Here is a 22,925-nt window from a genome sequence, read left to right on the forward strand (position 1 = left end):
GCACTTGAATGCGAACACCATGCCGGCCACGCCGCGCCGGTCCACGCTGCGCTCGGCCGGCGCGGAGGCTACGTCGTCGGTCAGGACCACGGTCTTGATGTCGATACCTTCGAGCTCGGCCATGTCGGACGCAAGGTCGAAGTTGAAGACATCGCCACCGTAATTGCCATACACGTACAGCACGCCCGCACCGCCGTTCACAGCCTTGGTCGCCTCGAAGATCTGCTCGGACGATGGCGACGAAAACACATTGCCCACGGCCACGCCGCCGCACAGCCCTTCTCCCACGTAACCCAGGAAACCCGGCATGTGACCCGAGCCGCCCCCCGTGACAATGCCCACGCGACCTTGCTTGGGCGCGTCCGCGCGCACCAGCGCGCGGCGGTCTGCGGTCGCCGCCTTGATCCAGCCGGGGTGGGCGAGCAGCAACGCATCGATTACTTCGTCGACAAAATTCTCAGGCTGATTGATGATCTTTTTCACGGGTTGAGTCTCCTTGAAGCGCGGCACGTTCGGGGTGCATTTGCCTGACCGTGCGGGGTTCTATAGTCCTTCGGTCCAAGTTCCTGCACTCAGAGCTTGCGTCGCTGGCTGACTGCATCGAGCAGGACCGCGGCAAAAATGACGCCGCCCTGAATGAATTGCGTCCAGAACGGATTCACGCCAAGCAGCGACAAGCCGACATTGATCACGCCGATCAGCACCACGCCGATGAAGGTCCCAACGATCGAACCGCGGCCTCCGGCAAGCGACGTACCGCCGATCACAACGCCTGCAATCACCTGCAATTCCAGCCCGTTAGCCGCCGACGGCAACGCCGAGTTGAGCCGCCCTGCCAGCACAATGCCTGCTATGGCCGCCGTCACTCCGGCCAGCGTGTAGGTAAGGAAGATCACCCGATTCACCGGGATACCGGCAAGCCGCGCCGCTTCCTTGTTGCCGCCGACTGCGAACACCTGATGCCCGAAGGTCGTCTTGCGCAGCAGCACATGACCGATCACGAACACCACCAGCATGACGATCATCGGTGCCGGCAGGCCTGCCAGTGTCTTGGCGCCAAACGCCGTGAACGTATTCGGAAAATCGAACTTGGTCCGCCCATCCGAGATGGCAAGCGTGAGGCCGCGTGCCATCGCCATCATCGCGAGCGTCACGATGAACGGCACGAGCCTCAGCCACGCAACCGACAAGCCGTTCAACGCGCCGACCAAAGCGCCCATCGCCAACGCCACACCTAAACCGGCGAGACCGAGCACCACGTTGTCGGGACTCGAGCCGGCCATGACGGTGGCCGCGACCATGCCGCTCAAAGCGACCAGCGAGCCTACGGAAAGATCGATGCCCGATGTAATGATCACGAACGTGCCGCCGACCGCCGCAATGCCCACCACCGACACCTGCACCATGATGTTGGTGAGCGTGCTGGTAGTCAGGAACTCCGGCGATGCAACCGACAAGCCGATACAGATCAGGATCAGCGCCGCGAGCAACGGGCCGAGACCGCTTCGCAACTGCCGGATGATGCGGCGGGGGAGCGCGTCCGAATCCGCCTGATTCGCTGCCGTGGAGGTCATGCCCCTACTCCTGTTGTTGCCCACTGAATAACCGCTTCGGAATCCGCCTGCTCGCGTGGAATCTCGGTCACGATATTGCCCCGGTACATCACGAGTACCCGATCCGACATGCCGAGCAGTTCCGGCAATTCCGAACTGACCATGATGACGGCGGCGCCTGCGCGCGCCATCGAAACCATATGCGCGTAGATCTCGGTCTTCGCGCCGACATCGATACCGCGCGTGGGTTCGTCCAGCATGATCACTGCAGGCTGTGTCGCGGTCGCGCGGCCGAGAATGACCTTCTGCTGGTTGCCACCCGACAGGTTTCCGGTGATCTGCGTGACCGACGACGCACGCACGCCAAAACGTGCGCTCGCTTCCTGAGCGAGCTTGCGCTTCTTCGCGTTGCTGACGAAGCCACCCGTGGCGAGCGCAAGCAAGCTGGAGAGCGCGACGTTTTCTTCGATACTCGCATCGAGCACGAGCCCTTCGAGCTTTCGATCCTCGGACGTATAAACAAGCCCGTTGCGCACGCCTTGCGCGGGCGATCCGATGAACACCTTCTGACCACGTATCAAAACTTCCCCGCCGCTTAGCGGCAGTGCGCCAAAAATCGCCTTGAGCAACTCGGTGCGCCCCGCGCCCGCAATGCCGGCAATCCCCACGATTTCTCCTGCGCGCACGCTGAAGCTCGCGTTGCGCAGCATCGGCGGGCTGGCAAGATTGCGCACCTCCAGCACCACCGGGCCATAGTCGCGCGGCTCCCACGGATAGAACGAATCGAGATTGCGGGCGACCATTGCCTGCACCAGATCCTGTTCGGTCCACTGCGCCATGGGACGTGCGCCGACGGTCGCGCCGTCGCGCATGACAACGGCCGAATCCGCCAGCTCGAACACCTCTTCAAGATGGTGCGAGATAAAGATGATGCCCATGCCGGCTGCACGCAAACGCCGGACCACGGCGTAGAGATTCGCGATGTCGCCACGTTGCAGCGCAGCGGTGGGTTCGTCCATCACGAGAATGCGTGCGTCGCGCGCCAGCGCCTTTGCGACCTCGACAAGCTGGCGTTTATTCAAGGGCAGGTCACCTAGTCGCATGGACGGCGAGACACCTTCGAGGCCGACTTGCGCTAGCGCCGTCCGCGCCATTTCATTGACCTGCTTGCGCAACACCAAACCGCTTCGCGAAGGCATGCGGCCGAGAAACAGGTTCTCCGCGACCGTCATGTCGTTGATCAGCGAAAGCTCTTGATAGATCACGGCCACGCCTGCGTCGATGGCGGCATGGGTGCCGCGCGCCAGCGGCCGGCCGTTGATTTCGATCGTGCCTTCGTCCGGCTCGTAAGCGCCGGAAAGCGTCTTGATCAGCGACGATTTTCCGGCGCCGTTCTCACCGACGATGCCCATCACGTGACCGGCCTGCAACTCGAGACTGACACCGCGCAGCGCCTTGACGCCGGGGAAGCTCTTGACGATGCCTTCCATGCGCAACAGCGGCGGCGCAGTAGCCGTGGCCGCGGCCTGATCGCTGACGTGTAGCTCGGAACCCCTCTCACTCTTCATGTTCGGGTCTCAACTGAATTTCACATGCGAGTGCGCGCTCTCCGTCGCGGAAGAGCGCGCATTAGCCGCTTATTGACTGACCTGCTCGGACCAGAGGCCGTACTTCTTGGTCTCATCCGAATCGATGTTGCCCTTGTCGATCAGCAAGGTCGGCCATGCATAGTCCGCCGGAACGGACTGCTTGGCGCTGTAATCAGCGATAAAGCTCAGCGCCTTCGCTGACATCTCGATAGGGTTCTGCGAAATGGTCGCGTCCTGCTTGCCCGCTCGAATAGCGGAGAGCGCCTGCGCCGTGCCGTCCGCGCCGATGACCATGATATGGTCCTTGGCGCCAAGCGGCTTGTAGCGTCCCGCGTTGTCGATTGCCTTCTCGGCGCCCACGGTGTTGTCGTCGTTCGCGCCGAAAACCGCATCGATCTGCGGGTACTTTTGCAGGATGTTCGTCATCGCATTGAGCGATTTTTCCTGGTCGAACGCGCCTTCCTGACGTGCAACCACCTTGATGTCCGGATACTTGGCGATCGCATCGCTAAAGCCCTTTTCGCGGTCGGTGGCGGCCGTGGTGCCGACCAGTCCGATCAGGTCAACCACATTGCCTTTCGCGGAGCCATAGCGCTTCGTCAACTGGTCCGCGATCCACTTCGCGGCAGTCGCACCGAGCGCCACGTTATCCGACGCCACGAAGGACGTGACCTTGCCACCGTCCGAACCACGGTCCAGCGTGAACACGGGAATACCCATCGAGTTCGCTTTCTCGACAGCGGGGATAATCGCTTTCGAATCGATCGGATTGAGCACCAGGGCCGTCACACCCTGGCTCAGCAGGTTGATGGCGTCGTTGACCTGTTGCTGTGCGTCGCCGTTGGCATTGGTCTGAACGAGATCGAAGCCCTGCGCTTTGGAGCCCTTCTCGACCCCTGCTTTCAAGCCGACAAAAAATGCGTTGTTCAAGGTGGAAACTGAAAAGCCGACCTTGACCTTGCCACCGCCCGCTGCCGCTACCGGTGCCGCGCTTGCCGCGGCGCTCGCTCCTGCATCCGTCGATGCCGTAGTCGACGATTCATTCTTCGAGCAACCGCTTAGCGCGGCAGCCGCGCAAAGCACGATTGCTCCCGCCGATGCGCCGACCTTCGACCATCTGTCGAACCTTTCTGAATTCCAAGCCATAACCGTCTCCGTTGTTCAAGTTTTAAAAGCAGTATGAGATGACTTGCATCTGTTCCATGTGCTTGCTTCGACTAGCTCAATCCGCCAGAGGTTGTTGGTGCCCGGCGTTCACCTACATCAGAATCCACACCCATTGCCATCAGCCCGCATCCGGTTCGGACTTCCGGCGCAAACCATATCCCTTGAATTTTTCGATGACCTCGTTGATTGCCTCATCGGAAAGGAGCGGCGGCGTTCCGAGCTGGCAAGCCAGCAGATACTGTTGCGCGAGGACTTCCACTTCGTTAGCCAGCCACAACGCGCGGGCGAGATCATGTCCAAGAGCGATCACGCCGTGGTGCGCGAGCAGGCACGCCGACCGATCCTTCAAAGCGGTAATGGCATGAGCGGACAGCGCCTGGCTACCGAAGGTTGCATACGGCGCGCACCGAATGGAATTGCCGCCGGCAACCGCCACCATGTAGTGGTGCGGGGGAATATCGCGGTTGTGAATCGCCATCGCTGTAGCCGCATTCGAATGCGTATGCACCACCGCGTTGATCTCGGGCCGCGAATACAGGATGTCGCGATGAAACCGCCATTCCGTCGATGGCCGGCTTTGCTGGAAAACGTCTGCGTCGTCGCTCACGTCAAGCGGCAACCAGACGATATCCTGCGCTTGCAGGTCCGCATACGGAACGCCACTCGGCGTGATCAGCAAGCCATCCCGCCAACGTGCACTGATATTTCCAGAGGTTCCCTGATTGATACCGAGACGCTCCATCTCGAGAGCCGTCTCGATCACTTCCCTGCGTAAAGCGGTCTCGGCTTCCACCATGCTCTTCACAACGCCCCCCCGCCGGATGCAAACAGTACGGCGAAATTTTTATCGAAGGGCTGTTGGACAATCCCTCGTTCGGTAATGAAGCCGGTCACCAGATCATGAGGCGTGACATCGAAAGCCGGGTTGCGCACTTTGATATCGACAGGCGCGGTAGGCTGCCCCGCCACATGCGTCACTTCATGGTCTTTCCGCTCTTCAATCACAATGCCAGCGCCGTTCGCTGTCAACAGGTCGAGCGTTGACGACGGACACGCCACATAGAAAGGGATGCCGAAATAGCGCGCGGCAATGGCGACGCTCAGCGTGCCGATCTTGTTGGCGAAGTCGCCGTTAGCCGCCACCCGGTCCGTGCCTACAATCACCAGGTTCACCAACCCTTGCGCCATGATCGAAGCCGCCATGCTGTCGGTGATCAGCGTCACGTCTACGCCCGCTCTTTGCAGTTCAAAGGCGGTCAGACGCGAACCTTGCAGCAAGGGACGTGTTTCGTCGGCGAACACACGGAACGGCACCCCCTGTCGATGCGCCATGTAGATCGGTGCAGTCGCGGTGCCCACTCCGGTTGTAGCCAACGCGCCCGCATTGCAATGGGTCAGCACGCCGCAACCGGGCGTGATCAGGGACAAGCCATGCGTGCCGATGCCAGCACAAAGCGCTTGATCCTCGGTGTGAATCTCCGTGGCCTCCGCAACCAGCACGTCGTATAAAGCAGCAGAGTCTTGTGCGCCCGAGCTTTCCGCAGCCCTTAACATGCGCTTGAGGCTCCAGCTTAAATTCACCGCGGTAGGCCGCGCCGAGTCCAGGAAACTGGCCTGCTGCGTCAACTGCACCTGAAAATCCTGCATTGAAAGGTGCCGCAAGGGTTGCATGGCCACGCACAAACCATAGGCTGCAGCGACCCCTATTGCCGGTGCGCCGCGCACCCGCAACTCATGAATCCAGCGCCATACTTCTTCCACCTCGCTTATTCTCTCGACCACAATTTCCTGCGGCAAACGCGTCTGGTCCAGAAGATACAAACCGTCCTCTTGCCAGGCAAGAGTCGCCGGAAGGGCTGCGAAAGGGGACTGCGAAACCATAAATTCTCCGGATTGAATTACATTGTCCTGAATTGAGGTGTCGGTATCGATACCGGGTAAAGGGCTCACATTCGGGCTCACATTCAATCCTCGCGCTGCGCTCGAATGGTTCTTGCCTGAGCCAGAACCTCGTCTATGCTGTCGAACTGCTGACGTTGCACCAGCAAGGCTTCGGCAAATTTCAGACAACGCACCTCAATAGTTGCGCGTGCCGCTTCGTCGGGAATGCTCGTGATCTCCGCGACCTTCGCCATCCCCACAATCCGGCGAATCATCTTGCAACCGGCAAAACCGAGTGTGTCCGCAAACAGCCGCCGCATGAAATGGGTTCGAAATGCTTCCGAGCACTTTTCGTCAGGATCGTCGCCAATGAAATGCCGCTTGCTGCGGCTCTCCTGATCGCGCCAGAGATTCAGGAACTTATCCGAGAATCCATTCCAGATCTGAGCGGCCTGTTCAAGCAGCCATTGCTGATAGCGTTCAGGATCCTCGCCTCCCACGCGCCCATGCCAGTCGCGAGAAAAGTACGCTAGCCACAGATTCGCCAGGATCGCGCCGGCATCGAAACCCATAGGCCCGTAGAAAGCGAACTCTGGGTCAATCACGAAGGTCTCGTCCTGATTGATCATGATCGATCCGGTATGCAGGTCGCCATGCAGCAAACTCTCTGCGTGGTTCATGAAGGCCCACTTCATTTCCGCCACTGCAATACGCAGTGCCTCCGACGTCCTGAGCCGGTCTATCGCCGACTGAGGCAAAGCCGGGCTATAGCTGTTCGAAGGATGATCTTCGAACGGATAGGTAAAGACCAGGTCCTCGGTGATCTTGCACAGCTCGCTATTGACGGCCGCGCTGACGGCCTCCTTCTTCACATGCGGCGCGAGAAAAAGATCCGAACAGAAGAACAGCGTATGAGCCAGATAAGTGGAAAGATGATCGCCCAACTTCGGATAAACAATGCCTTCCATCAAGCCTTGGCGCAGGATCTTGTGCGAGGACAAATGCTGCATGACCATCAGGAACAGCTTGCTGTCTGCGTGATAAACCTGCGGTACGTGTTGGGGACATAAAGCGCCGAACCGGCGCAGTGCTGCCACCTCATGCTCCATGCGCTGCCGCGTTAGCGGCCAGCTCGTTCCTACCAGACGAAGAAAAGGTGGCGCTTGTTTGACGACGACGCTTTTTTCCGGCGACTGGCTGTTACTCACGAAATAAACGAAGTTCAGATTGCCATCGCCGACTTCGACAACGTCCAGCTCGCTGGTATCGCCGAGCAACTCGCGCACTGCCGGAACGCCTCTAAGGTAAGCCGTCAATTCAGCAGAATTCAACGCTTCAAATTCCATCGGTGTCTCCTCCACGGACTTCGTCAGGCTTAGTGGCTTAGTTAGCGACATACTTAGCGGCGCTTGCGCACCAGGTCGAACTTGAAGATGCTGGTGTTGTAGTAGTCGTTGCTGTAACAGATGGGTTTACCCGTGTCGTCGAAGTCCACTTCATCGAGCAGCAGGAACAGACCGACCCCTTCCCGCAGCTCGGGCAAATCCCTTGAGGTCAGGATCGTCGGTTGAATGGAGCTATGCGTATGCGACAGGCGAAGCCCGGTGCGCTCAAACATGGCGAACAAGGACTCGCCCAGATCGCTATTGGCTGCGTCGTACAAAGCCTTCGGCACGATGTCGATGCAATACGCTGCAATGGCGTCATCAGCCCACCTTACTCGTTCGATCCGCACACAAGGGTCGCCCACTTGCAAAGCCAGTTTTTGCGCCAGGCTCTCCGAGGCGGCAATGGGTTTTATCTGCAAACGGCTGGTCGAGGGAATCGCTCCGACGCTCTTGATCATGTCGGTTACGGACATCAGATCATCCAGACCACCTTCCAGCTTTAAAGCAATTTGTCTGATGAAGGTACCCCGGCCCTGTATGCGCAATAAAAGCCCGTGGGAAATCATCTGCGCCACGGCCTCGCGCAGGCTGGAGCGCCCTACGCCAAGTTGCTCGCAAAGCTCAATTTCAGTGGGAATCTGATCGCCGGGCTTAAGCGCCTTTTCACGAATCATGGTGAGCAGGGATTCCTGGATTTTCTCGCTCATCGATCGCTCGACACTAAGGCGCATGGCTCGTTCTTTTGGGTTGTCTTGATGCAAGATACATCAGACGTCTGATGTTTTCTTCAGGACTTACCCTGATTTTTTGGCGGGAATTTGGGGTGGGTTCAGGCGGTCGCGGTGCCGCGGAGGCGGTACGACTTCGAATTGAGGAGTGTGCGTTACGAATGGACGCCGTAGTCGAAAGCATGACGTTCATCTACGGCGAGCCGGAGGGCTTTGCAATCGTCGTCGCGCGTGTCGAAGCGATGCACGGCCACGAAGGCGTTCTAACTGCGGAGCCACTGTCAGTCGACCCCAATCTACGGAACGCGCCTATATTAGTTATCGCACGTAGCGCAGCGCCGATTTCGAGGAGGGTCGAATGACCAGAACCGTTCTTAGCCAACGCTGCTTTCCGGCTACTCCACGGCATTAACCGGAAACGACGGGAAGGCCTTGGCCTTAGGTTTTTTGATGCATCGCCATCAAATAAACCTATTTCCCGCCTAAGTTGCGAGACATTAGCATGTAAGGCCACTGCCCGAACTCTAAACGAAGCCGAGTAGTTGAGTACAAACGATCCAAGGAGCAAGCACATGTCGACTGAAGCGAAGTGTCCGTTTAACCACACCGCTGGCGACGGTACGTCGAACCGAGACTGGTGGCCCAATCAACTGAATCTGAAAATCCTGCATCAACACTCGTCCCTGTCCGACCCGATGGACAAGAACTTCAACTACGCTGAAGCGTTCAAGAGTCTCGACCTGGCGGCCGTGAAGAAGGATCTGCTGGCGCTGATGACCGACTCACAGGACTGGTGGCCGGCGGACTTTGGCCACTACGGACCTTTTTTCATTCGCATGGCATGGCACAGCGCCGGCACGTATCGCACCGGTGACGGTCGTGGCGGCGCCGGTGCCGGCCAGCAGCGCTTCGCGCCTCTCAACAGCTGGCCCGACAACGTCAGCCTCGACAAGGCACGCAGGCTAATCTGGCCGATCAAGCAGAAATATGGCCGGAAAATCTCATGGGCCGACCTCATCATTCTCACCGGCAACGTCGCGCTGGAGTCAATGGGATTCAAGACCTTTGGTTTCGGCGGCGGACGCCCGGACGTGTGGGAGCCGGAAGAAGACGTCTACTGGGGTTCGGAAACCACCTGGCTGGGTGGTGACAAACGCTACACCGGCGTGCGCGACCTCGAAAATCCCCTCGCTGCCGTGCAGATGGGTCTGATTTACGTCAACCCGGAAGGCCCGAACGGCAACCCGGATCCGGTCGCAGCGGCTACAGATATTCGCGAGACTTTTGCTCGCATGGCGATGAACGACGAAGAGACGGTTGCACTCATCGCGGGCGGCCACACCTTCGGCAAAACCCACGGTGCCGGTCCCGCGACCCATGTGGGGCCCGAGCCGGAAGCGGCCAGCATCGAGCAGCAGGGCCTCGGCTGGAAGAGCAGCTTTGGCACGGGCTCGGGCGGTGACGCCATCTCCAGCGGCCTGGAAGTCACCTGGAGCACTACGCCAACGAAGTGGAGCAATGACTTCTTTAAAAACCTGTTCGGCTACGAATGGGAACTGACGAAGAGTCCTGCCGGTGCGCATCAATGGAAGCCGAAGGGCGACGCAGGGGCAGGCGCCATCCCCGATGCGTACGACCCGTCCAAGCACCATGCACCCTCCATGCTGACAACCGACCTCTCGTTACGATTCGATCCTGCTTACGAAAAAATTTCAAGGCGCTTCTACGAGAATCCGGATCAGTTAGCCGATGCGTTCGCGCGGGCGTGGTTCAAGCTGACGCACCGCGACATGGGTCCGCGCGCACGCTATCTCGGCCCGGAAGTTCCGGCAGAAGAACTGATCTGGCAAGACCCCATTCCTGCGGTCGATCATGATCTGATCGGTGAGCAGGACATTGCCGCCCTCAAGGGCAAGATCCTGGCTTCAGGGCTGTCCGTCTCGCAACTGGTTTCGGTCGCCTGGGCGTCGGCCTCCACCTTCCGTGGATCCGACAAGCGTGGGGGTGCAGACGGTGCCCGCATTCGCCTCGCGCCGCAGAAGGATTGGGAAGTCAACCAGCCGGCCCACCTGGCGAAGGTTCTGGATACCCTCACGGGTATCCAGAACGAGTTCAACGGCGCCCAGTCCGGAGGCAAGAAGGTCTCGCTCGCCGACCTGATCGTGTTGGCTGGTTGCGCAGGCGTCGAGCTAGCGGCGAAAAATGCCAGTCATGCGGTGACGGTTCCCTTCGCGCCGGGACGCATGGACGCCTCGCAGGCGCAAACCGATGTGGATGCCTTCGCCGTGCTCGAACCGATCGCGGACGGCTTCCGCAACTACCTCAAGGGCAAACTCTCCGTATCGGCCGAGGCCTTGCTGGTTGATAAGGCGCAACTGCTAACACTGAGTGCGCCGGAGATGACGGTGCTCGTGGGCGGCCTGCGCGTCTTGAACGCCAACTATGGACAGGCCCAACACGGAGTCTTTACCAAGCGGCCGGCGACGCTGACCAACGACTTCTTCGTGAACCTGCTTGATATGGGCACGGAGTGGACGGCGGTATCGGATGCCAAGGACGTGTTTGAAGGGCGAGATCGCGCGACGGATGAACTGAAGTGGACCGGTAGTCGTGTCGATCTGATCTTCGGCTCACACGCCCAGCTCCGGGCCTTGGCTGAAGTCTATGGAAGTTCGGATGCGCAGGAGAAGTTTGTCCATGACTTTGTAGCGGCCTGGGACAAGGTGATGAACCTTGATCGCTTCGACCTTGCGTGATCTCAGACGATAGACCTTAAAGGTCTTATGCCGAAGCAAAAGCGGCCGGTCACAAGATCGGCCGTTTTTGTTTGCCCGTCGCTCGTTGGCATGAGCGGTGGCGCTCAATGACTCGAAGCGGTCGTTCGCGGATGACTGAACGACGTCTGCCGCGAACGTCTGCAAAGGCCGATAAACTGACGATCGACTCGAAAGAACGAATGACAGTTGGCCTTTGAAAGCGGCCTTTGAGGCAGCGCTGGCTTATCCGCAATCAAGCCCTTTTTCCCTCTGCCTGCTGAACCATGCGGATCGCGGCAGGTGATCCTTTCAGCCTGCTCTTCACTACCTTCTCCAGATCAAAAGTGGAGGTCTTGCCAACGCTCGGAAGACATTCGCGCACCCACGAATCTGCTGCAGCCGATCCCGCATCTCGCAAGGCACGGAATAACTCGATGGAGGGCGTGCTCTTCGACGCGGCACCGATCTCGTCCATGAAGCGATCCCTACGAATCACGTGGAAGCGTTTGCGCGAGTAGGGCTTGCCATGATGAACAAGGGTGTTCTCAACGCTAAGCTCGTTGATCAACTCGATCTGTCGAACTTCCGCGACCCAAGACGCGCCGAAACTCAGTTCGTTGATCCGGTTCAGAATCTGTCCCGGAAATCGCGGAGGTCCATGCTGGACAAAGAGAGGATCGATGAGGACACTCAGAATGTCGTCGACGGAGTCGACTAGCGGATCGAGTGCAGGGTTGGCCATATATCCGCCGTCCCAATAGAACTCGCCGTCGATTTCAACCGCTTCGAACAACGTGGGGAAACACGCGGACGCCATCAGCACCTTTGCGGTGATCTCGGTTGGCCCGAAGATACGCAACGCGGTTAAGTCGACATTCGTCGCCGCTACGTACAGTTTGGGTGCGTTCGCCTTGGGCTGGTTGATGAGCCCGAAGTCCGGAATGACTTTCTCCATGATGGGACCGATGGGATTGCTCAGCCATGGCGTCGCATAGGGAGAACTAATCTGCTGGAGCATGCCTTGGACAATCACAAACGGATTGAGATTCACATTCCAGCGCCAGGGCGAGTTGAGCAATTCGGTGGGCAAGTTGTAGAACGGGTGCCAGTATGAACTGGCGCCGACCAATGTCCATAACTGCTCGAGCGCCCGCTTTGCCTCCGGCACGCTCTCGTTCAGGCCGTATGCACATGCTGCGCCGTTCAGCGCTCCACCGCTCGTGCCACTGATCGCGCGAATGAACAGCTTTTCTTGCGCGACCTCGTCTAACAGGCGGTCGAGTACGCCCCACGTGAACGCCGCGTGCGCACCGCCGCCCTGGAGGGCCAGACCCACCGTCGGTATGCGTTTCGTCTCGGCCATCCTTCCCCCTCGTTCGAGTCGGCATGCCGTCTTTTTCCCCGCTTTGCGGACTCGTCACGCACCTAGGATTTCTAACTTGACGTCCATCACGGCGCCGTATGCATTCCGTGCAATTGCTGATACCCAAGGCAGAGCCATTGACAGCAATCGCGCCACGCAAAAGAGATAGGAGGAAATATGCAATGCACGGTCGCGGCCGCCGAATGTTGCGTCGAGCCCGCGCCTGAAGTTCTGGACGTGCTTCTTTGATAATCAAAATAGGATGGCGCCTGCCAAATGTAAAGACCCAGTGTGCGAAATTCTGTTCCTCTCGCGACCGGAAGACTCATTCTCGTCGACTTTGTGATTGCGCGATTTGGTCCAAGAGCGGAGTAACCACGAGTCAGTTGGAAGCGCCCGAGGAAATTGGACACGGCAAGCCGAGCGAGTATTGCCGTAGGCCTCAGTGTCCAGATCTCGCGGAAACGAGTCGTTCGATCTCGCGGATCCCCCCGATCTAAACACCGCACCCACATTGTCCGAAATTCGGATGCGACCCCTTCCCGCCAGCAGCCAGCCAATCAATCTTGGCGCGGACAAAGCGGGTCATCTTCTCCAACTCCCTCGCCTTCGCTTCCAGGCTGGCGAGCTGCCCGCTCAAAATCTCGATAAGGCGCTCACCCGCGATGCCACTTTCGCGGCGCTCGGTGTCGAGCGCGGCTATCTCCTTTAGCGACAGACCAAGGGACTGTCCCACCCGAATAACCTCCGCGGTCTGAACGTCCTCGGCGGTAAAAAAATGGTAAGGATGGCGGCCACCCTTGTCGCTTGTCCTTGGTCTCAGAAGACCGAGACGCACATAGAAGCGCACCGTATCGCGGCTTAGCCCCGTGGCCCCCGCAAAGTCTGAAATCAACATCTTGCCCCCTTGACCATGGAGTATGGTCCACACTTAAAGTCTAAGCCTCCGCATCTAAAAGAGGAAACAGAAATGACGAAGACTTGGCTGATAACGGGAAGTGCAAACGGTCTCGGGAGAAGAATTGCCGAGACCGCTCTTGATAACGGCGACCGCCTTGTGGCAACGGCGCGCAGAGCTGATCTGCTCGCGGACCTCCAAGAGAAGTACGGCGACAAAATCGCGGTAGCAACGCTCGATGTAACCAACGGAGCCGCTGCGCACGCCGCCGTTAGAGTCGCAGTCGAGACGTTTGGCGGTCTCGACGTTCTCGTCAACAACGCTGGGTTTGCTTCTGTCGCGCCGTTCGAACAGATGCATGAAGACGACTTCAAGGCGCAGATGGATACGAACTTCTACGGCGTCGTCAACTTGACCCGTGCCGCTATTCCGGTCATGCGCGAGCAACGCTCCGGTTACATCATCAACATCTCGTCGGGAGCCGGCCGGCTGGGCGCACCTGGCATGAGCGCCTACCATGCTGCCAAGTTCGCCGTCGGTGGCTTCACGGAGTCGGTGGCGAAAGAGGTGGCTGGGTTTGGCGTCAACGTCATTGCCGTCGAACCGGGGAGCATGCCAACCAACTGGGCCACGCTCGCGTCAAAAAATGCTCCAAAGCTGATACCGGATTATGAGCCGAGCGTCGGGCACCTCCTTGCCATGACGCAGGGGCTAGCGGGCAACGAGGTCGGCGATCTGAACAAATACGCAAAGGTCATTTTTGACCTGTCTCGCATGGACGCCCTTCCAAACCATTTGATTCTTGGAAGCGATGCGCTGTTCGCCATTCGCATGGTCGAGGCGGCTCGCGATAAAGCGACCTCGCAATGGGAGCACATCAGCAAGTCGACGGATCGTGACGGGGCTGATCTCTCGTTTTTGGGTAACCTGTCACTGCATTGAGAAAGGCAGGAGAAGCGGACGCTGCCGCCTACCCAAAGCAGCGTTCGACGCGGAGACTATTTTGATCGCCCTGGCGTTAACAAGACATGCAGAAATTTCCTTCGTAGATCTGCGTCAGTCTCACTTCGCAACGGTGCCTTCAGGAAATCCAGCTTTCGGGCATTTTCGAGGGTTGCGAACCCATGTAGTGCGCTCCAAATTGACAACGCTCGGGCCCAGACGTCTTCGGTCTCGGCGTTTCCGAGGCGGGCTTTTACAGTGTCACGGAGAATTCCGAAGGCATCTAGCCACGCTGCATTATAGTCAGCGTTCGACTTATCCCTGATGCCGTCACTAAACATGACTCTGTAACGAGCTGGCTTGCGCTCCGCGAATCTTAGGTAGGCTTCGCATATGGCCTCGAGGCTATCAGAATCGTTGAGCACTGATCGTTTCAGCGCGGCGCGCAACAGCTTTGCGAACTCGGCGAAGCTCACGGTAGCCACTGCAGTAACCAAGCCCGCGGCGTTTCCAAAGTGATGAGCAACGGCAGTTGGCGTCACTCCGGCGCGTCGAGCGCATTCTCGCAAAGAGAATTCTTTCGCCCCCTTTTCTTCGAGCAACCCCTCTGCTGCGGCAATGAGAGCATTTTTCAGATCACCGTGGTGATACTGATCTTTCGATTCGGCCCGATTGGGCGAAGCCACTTTCACTTTCACTCCTGTGAACTATGCGACATCACCGCGTGCTGCCGCGACGGGTGGCCGCGATTTTGTACGCTGACCGCTTTCCGTTCACTGCGCAAGCGTTCGCGCGGCCGGCGGTGGATCCAGCTATCGCACGCATTTGCCATTCGAAACGTACCCCAATTATGGGGTCGAGATCAACTGTCCAACAAAGGGGCCGTTGCCGTAGTCGTCCGAGTATCCGCTCTGGGCGCGCGGGCCCGGCAGGCGGTCGACGTTCAAGCTTTGCGGCCCTTGCATGACCCGACGCCTCGGCTAGGGACAACGAGCTCGGACACACAAAGAGGCTCCCGTCTCAACAACCCGCATCGATGTAGCTTTAGCAAATATCTTGACACCGTACAGATTATCATTTTACATTTGATCTTGACGATGGAAAGATAGTTCGACTGTGTGGTGTGCGTTCAGCAACTGGCTCGACGGCAGGCACGGTCAATGCACGCACGATGAGTGTCCGCCTTCCCAACAATTCATTGGATCGACAGTGATAAAACTCTTCATTCGCGGGGGCGGTTCGCAGGTGGTGCAGGTGGTTATAGCAGCCGTTATCCTGCATTCGTCGTTGGTGCATCGTATCTGGCCGCTATAGTGCAACCCAAGTCACAGGCTCTTAAGATGTTTAAGCTTAAAGTACATAGGATTACCAACTTTAATGTCTTTCGGTGTCGATATCAGGAACATCACAGAACACCTGTGACTTCATTGTCCGCAATCGAGCTTCGATCATTGGTATCAGCGTATGAATAGTCAAACCGCCACTTCTCTCCGTTCAATTCTCGTCGACGTTGTTGTGTCGACGGGCATCGCCAGCACTCTCTTCCTGGTGGGAGCACTGCTATTCGGCCTGCTAGGCGACGGAGAAGGTGCAATGCTGTGTCGGGCGGCACTGCTGGGGTTTGCGCTACTTATTCATGATGGGATTGCGAACCTGGGCTCGGTTAGCCTATGGCACGGTATACCGGGCATCTCGTAGCACTTGATGGCTGTAGGGTTCGGAACGCACTACGCGTCAAAGTTGGATGCCGCGTGTAGAGGATCTTTTGGCAGGCCGAGACTCCCGCTTACTGCCAGCGCAGTACAGACTAGGGTTTACACCTAAAAACACAATAATTCATTGTGCGTACTGGACTTAATTTTAAGCGATCTCTTACCTAGACTTGGATTCACCGGCTCTGAACAACAGTTCGGCCAAACCAAGACTGGAGGTTCATCATGAAATCGCTTATCCAAGCCATTGTGGTTGCCGCGGTGCTCGCCGCCCCGGCTGTTTCGTTCGCTCAATCGAACGCGTCACTGAGTGGTGGTGCCGTGCAGAACGCCGCTGCGTCCAGCTACGGTGGCGTGGCCGATGGCACATCGGCGTCGGGTTCACATCATCCGCTTCAATCTATGGATCGTGTGATCCATAGATTGGATCATGCGATCGGTGCGTCGATCCGCCCGGACGCCAATGACGGCATGCAACCGGTGTACTTTGGTTCGTAAATTCGAGCGCGGGTGTTAAAGCAGCAAAGTCTTACTGCGGATTTGAGGTTGTTGCCAATATTGGCGACAACCTCAAAGCCCTATGATCAACGCTTTGTCCTCAGCGGCACGGCATCTGCCTGGGCTGTCGCGCCCAGAGGATGTTGGCGCGCATCGGACTGTATGCTATGGAACCGCTGCTCTGCGGCTCATGGCTCCTCTTTTTGACACCGGCGGTGCGCGGTGATTTCCCGACCCGGTTCATTCTGCATCCAGCCACGAATCCAGGCCAACGCGGAACGCGACGGCCACAATTACCGGAACGGTCAACATCATCACAATGCCGAAGTTCTCGATCATGTCGCCATACATGATCGGCTTGTACAGCACAACACCAGAGACGATGACGAAGCCGACAAAGCCGACAAACACCATCAGGATGCTGCGGAGAGCACGGGACGGCCGCCACCGCTTCGGCTTGCTCGGTGCGTGACCTATCTGCTCGGTGTTCGGCGAAGTGTCTACTTCAAACTTTTCTTTATTTTCTGGCATGGTGCAGCTAGGTGAAGGACGACTGGGTCCGTAAAAATCTACCACATCGCAGATATTCAATTCGAATTTGTCGTCGCTGCGGGCGATGCTAGTCGCAACAACGCGATGAGCTAGCCGACAGAAAGTGATTCCGTCACAAGCAAAGAATCTTGAGCGGCAGCCGTCTGCCACTGACGAAGGTGCCTGTCGAGCCAGTTTGAGACGTTCGATCCGAGCGGGCAGATCGTCAACAGTTCGAGTTTCAGCGGCGTCTCCGCGGGTAAGGAACTGATCACCAGGGCGCACTACGTAAGATTCCGAAAGATTTTGGATCTGTTATCAGCCTGAATTTCGAGCATTAGTGATCTACGTCTGACAAGCTCATACAGCGTTGCCCGGTCGAGGTCCCGATACGATATTCGAGAATTCCATCCGCATACTTCTCTCTCCATTCCGCGTGGATATACCCAATGATACTTACCTATGCTGCCTTTGTTGTTCTCGGCCTCATATGGGGATCGAATTTCATCTACATGAAATGGGCTGCGGCCTTGATCAGCCCTGAGCAAATAGTCCTTTTGCGGGTATTTTTTGGTTTCCTGCCATTGGCATCTGCGGCCTGGCATAAAGGCGTGATCAACCGCAGCCAGGCCCGTCATCTGCCGCATTTCCTCGTCATGGCCGTTGTGGCGACGGCCTTCTACTACTTTGCCATCGTAAAGGGAACGGCGTTGCTCCCCTCGGGCATCGCGGGCGTCCTGGGCGGGTCGATCGCTTTGTTCACCGCTATCTTCTCGCTCTTGCTTCTGCGAACCGAGAAGCTCAACGGGTTGATGGCGGCTGGGGTCGTTTTAGGCTTTGCCGGCATCGCTCTGATTGCGCGCCCCTGGGAGGGCACAGCCAATCCCATCAACCACGCGGGTGTTGTTTGGATGCTGACCGGCTCAATCATTCTTGGGCTGTCGTATGTCTACGTCCGTCGCTTTCTGGCACCGCTCAACTTACCGCCCCTGGCACTCGCCACCTGGCAGGTGGGACTGGCCCTGCTCATACTTCTTCTGCTGACGAACCTCGCCGGTATTGGGCAGATACTTCAGGATTGGCGTGCGGCTATGGGCGTGGTGGTCGGACTTGGCATTCTGGGAACCGGAACCGCCTTTTTGATCTACTACTTCTTGCTGCAAGAACTCGGTGCGGTTGCGGCTTCGGGCGCCACTTACATTACACCTACGGTCGCGCTGCTAATCGGTTGGGCCGCTGGTGAGAAGGTCGGCATATTCGAAGTAGCGGCCGTCGTCTTGATACTTGCGAGTATCGCGATGCTGCAGATCGGACGACAACGCGCCGGTCGCGAGAGGCTCCGAGCGGGCAAATAACGCCCGCTGCCGGCTGACCGCTTTGTAGAAATCTGCACGGCCGCTCCGTGGCGCGCGCTGTCGATCGCCGACATGCACGCACGAAGAAGGTCTCGGGATATCGGCCGGAGGGGCCATCGTGTAGTACTGCGCACCAAGCAGCTCCCGGGCCCACGACTACATGCACCCACCGCGCGGCAACCACGTCTCGCGATTCTTTACGCCCGACAACTGACACCGGTTGTCGACGCGCACGTGATACGAACTTCAACCGCGAGATTCCAAGCGCCCGTCAGCCGAACATACCAATGTCCGGAAGTCCGGCTCGAAATCCGGCCATCGCGAATGCCGTATCAAACCCGCTGAAATCCCGCGCTCTTCCCCCCACAAATCAACAGTCAGCGTCCACCATCCCGCTGGCGTGTAAACTAGCGGACTTTTTGACTCTGGTGGTATGGTGCACGCCCCACTGCGCACAGCTTTCAGCGGCCCGACGCTCATTCGCTTACTTGCTCGCCTGACGGACGTCGAATTTACCGAATCTCGGCAATCGCTCTCGGACCGGCTGAGCCAATGGCTCCACTGGACAGACGCCATCGAACTGTCCACGGCGCTGAACGGCAATCCGTCTGCCGTACCCGCCTGCGCGCGAGCCTTCGGCAGCGGTGAGGAGAACGAGTGCGCCCGTGTGCGCAGCGCGTTGGCGAATGCCATCGCCGGTAATAACGCCTTCGCCGCCATCAAGCGGCACGGGCCTGCGCAAGCGCCCCCTCATGGAGCCCCCATGGATGCGGCGGTCGACTACCCGGTTTTTCGTCAGCACTATCTCTCCATGCAGCAGGCGATGGAGACGGGCATCGGCAACCTGCGCGGCCGCCTGCGGGAAAAGCTGGCCGCCAGGACGTCCGCCATGACTCGCCTCGCGGAGGTGGATGAGGTCATGGAGCGAGCGTTGAGCGGGCGCGAGCGGAGTTTGCTGGCGACCGTACCCGCGTTGCTCGGAGGGCACTTCGAGCGTTTGCGCCAGGCCGAGCAGAAGACGCTGGCCGATGCCCAAGCATCGGGGGACACCCCAGCGGTCACGCCGGGCGCATGGCTGGCCGTGTTCCGCAAGGATATGCAGAGTGTGTTGCTGGCCGAACTGGAGCTTCGTTTTCAACCGGTCGAAGGGTTGCTTGCGGCCCTTCGCACCAGCTAACTGGGACGCTATGTCCAGAAATCTTCTTAATCTTGTTGTTTTCCTGGTAGGTCTGGCTGCTATGTGCTGGATCGGCGTCGGCTACGTCGGCTCGAACCCACTGGCGCTGGCCGTCACAATGTTGATTGGCGCCTGCTACCTGGCGGGCGCGCTCGAGTTGCAGCGCTACAGCCAAGCCACTTCCACCTTGGCGCGTGCCGTCACGGGTCTGTCCGAACCACCGCGCAGCCTGGGCGTCTGGCTTGACCCATTGCATCCCAGCCTGCGCAATGCCGTGCGCCTGCGCATCGAGGGTGAGCGCGTGGCCCTGGCCGGCCCGGCGCTGACGCCGTATCTGGTCGGCTTGCTAGTGTTGCTGGGCATGCTGGGCACGCTTTTAGGCATGGTGGCGACCCTGAGAGGCACGGGGATGGCGCTGGATAGCGCGACGGACTTGCAGGCTATCCGCACGTCGCTGGCCGCACCGGTCAAGGGGTTGGGATTTGCGTTCGGCACCTCGATTGCGGGCGTGGCCACATCTGCCATGCTGGGGCTGCTTTCCGCGTTGTGCCGGCGCGAGCGGATCGAGGCGGCGCAGGTGCTCGACGTGAAGATCGCGACCACGTTGCGCATCTACTCGAAGGCCCATCAGCGAGAGGAAAGCTTCAAGCTCCTGCAAAGGCAGGCCGAGATGATGCCCACGCTGGTCGACCGGTTGCAGGCGATGATGGCGACCATCGAGCAACAGAACCTGGCCTTGAACGAGCGGCAGATCGCCAGCCAGGATGCCTTCCACGGCAAAACTGAGGCTGTCTACACCCGCCTGGCCTCGTCCGTGGAGCAGTCGATAAGGTTGACCGTCGCCGAAAGCGCCCGCGCCGCCAGCGCGGCGCTGCAGCCGGTCATGGAGGCCACGATGGCAGGTCTCGCGCGCGAGTCGGCCTCATTAAACGACACCGTCACGCACGCCGTGCAGCGACAGCTGGACGGGCTGACGACCGGTTTCGAGGCGACGACCACTACTGTGGCGGACATCTGGAACCAGGCACTGGCAGGACACCAGCGATCAAGCGAGGCGCTTACTCAAGACCTGCGCACCTCGCTGGATCGATTCACCGAAACCTTCGAGCAACGCTCAGCCGGCCTGCTGGAAGGCGTCTCCGCGCGACTCGATGCCACGGCAGGCAGCGTGTCGGAAGCGTGGAACCAGGCACTGTCGCAGCAAGAGCGCGTCGGCGAGAAGCTGGCGGGCCACAACCAGCAGGCCTTGGCGGCGGCCGCAGCGACCTTCGAGCAGCACTCGGCGTCGCTGCTGCGCACTGTGGGCCAGTCGCATGCGGACTTGCAGGAGGCATTGGCATCGCGGGACCAGCAACGGCTGGCAGTATGGACCGAGACGCTCGGCTCGATGGCGGCTACGTTGAACAGCGAGTGGGAGCAGACGGGCACGCGCACCGCGAGCCGGCAGCAGGAGATTTGCGACACGCTGGCGCAGACCGCGCGCGACATATCGGCCCAGACGCAGGCGCACGCGAGCAACACGATCGCCGAGATCTCCCGGCTCGTGCAAGCCGCGTCGGAAGCTCCCAAAGCCGCGGCCGAAGTCGTCGCCGAACTGCGCCAGAAGCTCTCCGACAGCATGGTCCGCGACACCGCGATGCTGGAGGAGCGCAGCCGCCTGCTGGCAACACTGGAAACCCTGCTCGATGCTGTGAACCATGCCTCCACCGAGCAGCGCTCAGCCGTCGACACCCTGGTCACCACGTCGGCGGATCTGCTGGATCGTGTCGGCACCCGGTTCACCGACAAGGTCGAGCTTGAGACCGGGAAGCTGGGCACCATTGCCGCACAGGTCACCGGCAGCGCCGTCGAGGTGGCGAGCCTGGGTGAAGCATTCGGAGCGGCCGTACAGTTGTTCGGCGAGTCGAACGACAAGCTGGTGGTCCATCTGCAACGTATCGAAGCCGCGCTGGACAAGTCCCTCGCGCGCAGTGACGAACAGCTTGCTTATTACGTGGCACAGGCTCGGGAAGTCATCGACCTGAGCATGATGTCGCAGAAGCAGATCGTCGAAGACCTGCAACAGCTTGCGGGCCGTCGGGCTTCTGCCGGAGCCGAAGCGGCATGACCGAAGAAATCGACGGCGGGGTCGAGCCAACGGCTCCAATATGGCCCGCGTTCGCCGACCTGATGTCGGTGCTGCTGGGCGCCTTCATGCTGATCCTGGTGGGCGTCATCGGCATGCAACTGGAACTTTCAAGCAGGCTGGAACAAGAGGTCAAGCAGCGGCAGATGGAAACGCAACGCCGCAAGACCCTGGAGCAGGCGCTGGCAGGGCCGCTGGCGGCGGGACGGGTGACGCTGGTCAACGGGCGCATCGGCATCAACGGCAGCGTGTTGTTCGCGCTGAACTCCGCCCAATTGCAGCCAGAAGGCTGGGAAGTATTGAAGAGCCTGGCCGGTCCGCTGTCCGCTTACCTCCGGGCCAATGACGAGATCCTGATGGTCAGCGGCTTTACCGACGACCGGCAAGTGCGGGACGGTAACCGTCGCTTTGCAGACAACTGGGAGCTATCGGCCCAGCGCGCGTTGACGGTGACCCGTGCGTTGATCGATGAAGGCATCCCCACCTCCTCGGTATTTGCGGCCGCGTTCGGCTCGGGGCAGCCCGTGAGCTCCAATGCCGACGACCAGGGACGAGCCAGGAACCGGCGAGTGGAAATTGCGCCGGTCCCGAGGCCGTCGACCGCAACGGTGAAAGCCCCATGAGTAGTGGTGGTAGTGGCGCGGCAAGCGGCGCCCGGGCGATGCTCGACGCATGGCGCGAGCGCGGCGCCGATCGCCTGGATCCCGTCCGCTTTCATTTCATCGAGGCACTGGATCGGCGAGCGGCCGGCCATAGCGGCGAGGCGCGACGCATCCTTGACGACAGGCTGTCGAAGCTGCTCGAGGCGTATGCCGGCGATCTCGAAAGCGCCGCATCAAGGGCTGCCGCAACATTGCCAGGCGAGCCCGTTCGCGGAGCGCTTGCGGGACTGATCGATTACATGGCCAGCCAAGCGCCCTCCGATAGCGACGCCCCCCCGGCCGTGCCCCGGCCCTCCTCCTATCCAGAACTGGAGATGCTCGATTACTTCAGAGAAATCTGGACAAAGCTCAGTACCGAGAGACAGTTCCGGCAGTCGCTTGCGCAAGTGCCCGGCAACGCGGGCCCGCTCAACTCGAGTAGCCTCGTGCATCGGTCGCTCTCGCTGATGCGCGAGCTATCGCCAGGGTATCTCCAGCAGTTCCTGTCGTACGTCGACGCCCTGTCCTGGATGGAACAGATGAATGGCGGCGCATCGGCGGAGAAAGACGCGCCTCGCTCCGGGAACGCCCGCAAGAGTGCCCGGAGCAAACCACGCTAGG

20 protein-coding genes are annotated in these 22,925 nt (G+C 59.4%); 8 read left to right on the forward strand and 12 right to left on the reverse strand.

Features of this window, described 5'->3' with window-relative positions; translation table 11 throughout:
- From EOS_RS19875 to EOS_RS19910, 8 genes are all read right to left on the reverse strand, one after another.
- Positions 1-483 (reverse strand): dihydroxyacetone kinase subunit DhaK (locus EOS_RS19875; RefSeq protein WP_047848442.1); only part of this gene is annotated, 483 nt, incomplete at its 3' end.
- A gap of 89 nt (positions 484-572) precedes the next feature.
- The gene (locus EOS_RS19880) at positions 573-1,574 is read right to left on the reverse strand and encodes an ABC transporter permease (RefSeq protein WP_047848404.1); all 1,002 of its coding nucleotides are present in this window, start codon (positions 1,572-1,574) and stop codon (positions 573-575) included.
- On the reverse strand, positions 1,571-3,121 hold the full coding sequence (locus EOS_RS19885) for a sugar ABC transporter ATP-binding protein (RefSeq protein ID WP_047848405.1): 1,551 nt from the start codon (positions 3,119-3,121) through the stop codon (positions 1,571-1,573). Before EOS_RS19885 ends, EOS_RS19880 begins: the two co-directional genes overlap by 4 nt.
- 69 nt (positions 3,122-3,190) lie before the next feature.
- On the reverse strand, positions 3,191-4,288 hold the full coding sequence (locus tag EOS_RS19890; RefSeq protein WP_047848406.1) for a sugar ABC transporter substrate-binding protein: 1,098 nt from the start codon (positions 4,286-4,288) through the stop codon (positions 3,191-3,193).
- 139 nt (positions 4,289-4,427) lie between these two features.
- Positions 4,428-5,105 carry an L-fuculose-phosphate aldolase gene (locus EOS_RS19895; protein WP_047848443.1) on the reverse strand — a complete coding sequence of 226 codons (678 nt, stop codon included), beginning with the start codon at positions 5,103-5,105 and terminating at the stop codon, positions 4,428-4,430.
- A gap of 5 nt (positions 5,106-5,110) precedes the next feature.
- Positions 5,111-6,190, reverse strand: coding sequence for an S-methyl-5-thioribose-1-phosphate isomerase (mtnA, locus tag EOS_RS19900; RefSeq protein ID WP_047848407.1), 1,080 nt, complete (start codon positions 6,188-6,190; stop codon positions 5,111-5,113).
- An 83-nt stretch (positions 6,191-6,273) separates the two neighbouring features.
- Positions 6,274-7,536 carry an S-methyl-5-thioribose kinase gene (gene mtnK, locus EOS_RS19905; protein WP_047848408.1) on the reverse strand — a complete coding sequence of 421 codons (1,263 nt, stop codon included), beginning with the start codon at positions 7,534-7,536 and terminating at the stop codon, positions 6,274-6,276.
- Positions 7,537-7,589: 53 nt separating this feature from the next.
- Positions 7,590-8,285 (reverse strand): GntR family transcriptional regulator, encoded by a 696-nt coding sequence (locus EOS_RS19910; RefSeq protein WP_235442888.1) that lies wholly within the window; start codon positions 8,283-8,285, stop codon positions 7,590-7,592.
- 593 nt (positions 8,286-8,878) lie between these two features.
- On the opposite strand from EOS_RS19910, the gene katG reads away from it, so the two are divergent.
- Positions 8,879-11,062: a catalase/peroxidase HPI gene (katG, locus tag EOS_RS19920; RefSeq protein WP_047848411.1), complete on the forward strand. Its 2,184-nt coding sequence runs from the start codon at positions 8,879-8,881 to the stop codon at positions 11,060-11,062.
- A 253-nt stretch (positions 11,063-11,315) separates the two neighbouring features.
- Here the strand turns inward: katG and EOS_RS19925 are convergent, their stop codons facing one another.
- Both EOS_RS19925 and EOS_RS19930 read right to left on the reverse strand, forming a co-directional pair.
- The gene (locus tag EOS_RS19925) at positions 11,316-12,425 is read right to left on the reverse strand and encodes a patatin-like phospholipase family protein (protein ID WP_047848412.1); all 1,110 of its coding nucleotides are present in this window, start codon (positions 12,423-12,425) and stop codon (positions 11,316-11,318) included.
- Between the two features lie 496 nt (positions 12,426-12,921).
- On the reverse strand, positions 12,922-13,323 hold the full coding sequence (locus EOS_RS19930; protein ID WP_047848444.1) for a MerR family transcriptional regulator: 402 nt from the start codon (positions 13,321-13,323) through the stop codon (positions 12,922-12,924).
- 15 nt (positions 13,324-13,338) lie between these two features.
- Here EOS_RS19930 and EOS_RS19935 point away from each other — a divergent pair, with 15 nt between their 5' ends.
- The gene (locus EOS_RS19935) at positions 13,339-14,265 is read left to right on the forward strand and encodes an SDR family NAD(P)-dependent oxidoreductase (RefSeq protein WP_200908673.1); all 927 of its coding nucleotides are present in this window, start codon (positions 13,339-13,341) and stop codon (positions 14,263-14,265) included.
- Between the two features lie 56 nt (positions 14,266-14,321).
- Here EOS_RS19935 and EOS_RS19940 read toward each other — a convergent pair whose 3' ends face one another.
- Complete coding sequence (locus EOS_RS19940) at positions 14,322-14,957, reverse strand: TetR/AcrR family transcriptional regulator (RefSeq protein WP_053063978.1); 636 nt, start codon at positions 14,955-14,957, stop codon at positions 14,322-14,324.
- A 1,245-nt stretch (positions 14,958-16,202) separates the two neighbouring features.
- On the opposite strand from EOS_RS19940, the gene EOS_RS19950 reads away from it, so the two are divergent.
- Positions 16,203-16,475, forward strand: coding sequence for a hypothetical protein (locus EOS_RS19950; protein ID WP_047848416.1), 273 nt, complete (start codon positions 16,203-16,205; stop codon positions 16,473-16,475).
- Between the two features lie 240 nt (positions 16,476-16,715).
- Here the strand turns inward: EOS_RS19950 and EOS_RS19955 are convergent, their stop codons facing one another.
- Positions 16,716-16,952: a hypothetical protein gene (locus EOS_RS19955; RefSeq protein WP_047848445.1), complete on the reverse strand. Its 237-nt coding sequence runs from the start codon at positions 16,950-16,952 to the stop codon at positions 16,716-16,718.
- A 503-nt stretch (positions 16,953-17,455) separates the two neighbouring features.
- Here EOS_RS19955 and EOS_RS19960 point away from each other — a divergent pair.
- The 5 genes from EOS_RS19960 to EOS_RS19980 all read left to right on the forward strand — a co-directional run bounded on the left by EOS_RS19960 (position 17,456) and on the right by EOS_RS19980 (position 22,924).
- A complete protein-coding gene (locus EOS_RS19960) occupies positions 17,456-18,361 on the forward strand; it encodes a DMT family transporter (protein WP_047848417.1) in 906 nt (301 codons plus the stop codon).
- A gap of 433 nt (positions 18,362-18,794) precedes the next feature.
- Complete coding sequence (locus EOS_RS19965) at positions 18,795-19,538, forward strand: DUF3348 domain-containing protein (RefSeq protein WP_047848418.1); 744 nt, start codon at positions 18,795-18,797, stop codon at positions 19,536-19,538.
- 10 nt (positions 19,539-19,548) lie between these two features.
- Positions 19,549-21,645 (forward strand): DUF802 domain-containing protein, encoded by a 2,097-nt coding sequence (locus EOS_RS19970; protein ID WP_047848419.1) that lies wholly within the window; start codon positions 19,549-19,551, stop codon positions 21,643-21,645.
- Entirely contained in the window at positions 21,642-22,286 is a 645-nt protein-coding gene (locus tag EOS_RS19975; protein ID WP_047848420.1) for an OmpA family protein, read from the forward strand. The genes EOS_RS19970 and EOS_RS19975 overlap by 4 nt, the downstream gene beginning before the upstream one ends.
- Positions 22,283-22,924 carry a DUF2894 domain-containing protein gene (locus tag EOS_RS19980; protein WP_047848421.1) on the forward strand — a complete coding sequence of 214 codons (642 nt, stop codon included), beginning with the start codon at positions 22,283-22,285 and terminating at the stop codon, positions 22,922-22,924. The genes EOS_RS19975 and EOS_RS19980 overlap by 4 nt, the downstream gene beginning before the upstream one ends.
- Position 22,925: the final 1 nt, after the last annotated feature.

The organism is Caballeronia mineralivorans PML1(12) (genome assembly GCF_001028175.1).
In the GTDB taxonomy this organism is placed as follows: Bacteria; Pseudomonadota; Gammaproteobacteria; order Burkholderiales; family Burkholderiaceae; genus Caballeronia; species Caballeronia mineralivorans.